At 54.1% G+C, this 1,532-nt stretch carries 2 protein-coding genes; both read left to right on the top strand.

What is annotated here, in order from left to right; genetic code table 11:
• Positions 1–85 precede the first annotated feature (85 nt).
• The gene (locus G9Q73_RS13430) at positions 86–883 is read left to right on the top strand and encodes a PKD domain-containing protein (protein WP_177420227.1); all 798 of its coding nucleotides are present in this window, start codon (positions 86–88) and stop codon (positions 881–883) included.
• 431 nt (positions 884–1,314) lie between these two features.
• Complete coding sequence (locus G9Q73_RS13425) at positions 1,315–1,518, top strand: hypothetical protein (protein WP_177420226.1); 204 nt, start codon at positions 1,315–1,317, stop codon at positions 1,516–1,518.
• Positions 1,519–1,532 lie beyond the last annotated feature (14 nt).

Raw genomic sequence — 1,532 nt, 5'->3', positions numbered from 1 at the left:
TGGTTCATGATGGGACTTCAATGCCAGCGACGGTCTCTGGTGGGAAGCAGGACCTTTCCCTGCAGCGGGTGAAGGCGCGGTTGGTGTGACAGCCAGCAATGTCTATCCTGATACGGGTGCAACTGCAAACTACACGGTGACCCTGCAGGTGACGGATAATGGCGGTACCCCTGCCAATCCCGATCCGGCCATGACCGACAGTGATTCACTGAACGTTGAAGTGGGTGCCTTCCAGGTGCCACCGGTTCCGGTAACCAACGGTCCTTGGGCTGCGATTCCTGGCGTTCCGGTAACCTTCGACGGCTCGGCATCCTTCGATCCGAACCCTGGTGACACTATCGTCTCATACGACTGGGATCTGGATGGTGATGGCGTCTTCAACGAAGTGCCTGACGACGGTACTCCCGTAGCTCCGGGTGTGGTGACCAAGACCTTCCCAGCACCTACCTCTGGTGTGGCTACATTGAGGGTGACCGATAACCACGGTGCCTCTGCTGCCTCCGATGCCGAGTTCATCGCAGTCGGTCTGGCCTATGTGACTGACTATGAGAACTGTTGGGTTACCCGTACGGGTCGTTTCACCTACCACTACGGCATGATCATTACGGTTGAAAATATCGGTGACGCAGACATCCAGAACCTGGAGATGACGCTGACCGATGTGCCTGACAACCGCACGATCATTGACGATACGTCACTCCTGGGTACCCTGGCTCCTGCTGCTCAGGCAGCGACTGCCTGTGATCCTGGCGCCAAGACTGCCGATATATCGACTGTTCTCAACCGCCGCGTTCCTTTCGGTGGGACCTGGGAATGGAAGGCTGAGTTCGACTCAGACGGCACTCACTATGTAATTCCAAACTTGCCGCCACTGGCGCCGTAAGTCTGGATGATCAGGGGCCAGGGAGGCCCTTCAAGTGAGAAACAACAAACCCACCCCGGCTGGAGCCGGGGTGGGTTTTTTATTGCCTGTGAGTCTGTCGGATTTATCCCTTCTACCGACAATCTCCCGATTTATTACCCTGGCGGTTTGCAGTTGTAAAAAGGTTTGAGTCGAATCGTTCCCACCTCTTCGATAAACGAGTTGATCAGTGTCATTGTTATCGCTGTTATTGATCGAATTGTCTGAATTTAACATGGTAAGGCGCAGTCTTGATTCCTAGACTTGGAATAAGGAGTTCGGGCTCACAGCCTGTCTGTGATTCACGGGGAGAATGCGGATAAACCATCCGTACGTGGCAATAGAGAGGAGAGTTGAGTCGGAATGAAAAGTCGGCATGGATGCCAATTCAGGTAGTAACGGAGGGGAATCCGATGAAGAGATCGATAAAATGGCGTTGCTGGCGATGTTGCGCCGTTAGCCATGCGCTGGCGATGTCCAGCGTGGAGGCGGCGGTAAACGTACGCGTACAGCCAAGTGGTGATAATGTAACGATGGCCTATGCACTGGTAAATGAGCAGCGCATCCTCTTCGGCAACGTTGATAGCGCAGCAGCTATGAGAGCAATACGTAACTGAACGAAGGCTACCAA

It is taken from the genome of endosymbiont of Lamellibrachia barhami, assembly GCF_011947365.2.
Taxonomy (GTDB): Bacteria; Pseudomonadota; Gammaproteobacteria; order Chromatiales; family Chromatiaceae; genus QGON01.
The sequence above is the reverse complement of the archived record's forward strand: the minus strand, read 5'-3'. Positions and strand labels throughout refer to the sequence as shown.

Coding starts and splice junctions, on each gene's coding strand:
- G9Q73_RS13425 (WP_177420226.1), top strand. CDS start 1,315: ATGAAGAGATCGATAAAATGGCGTTGCTGGCGATGTTGCGCCGTTAGC.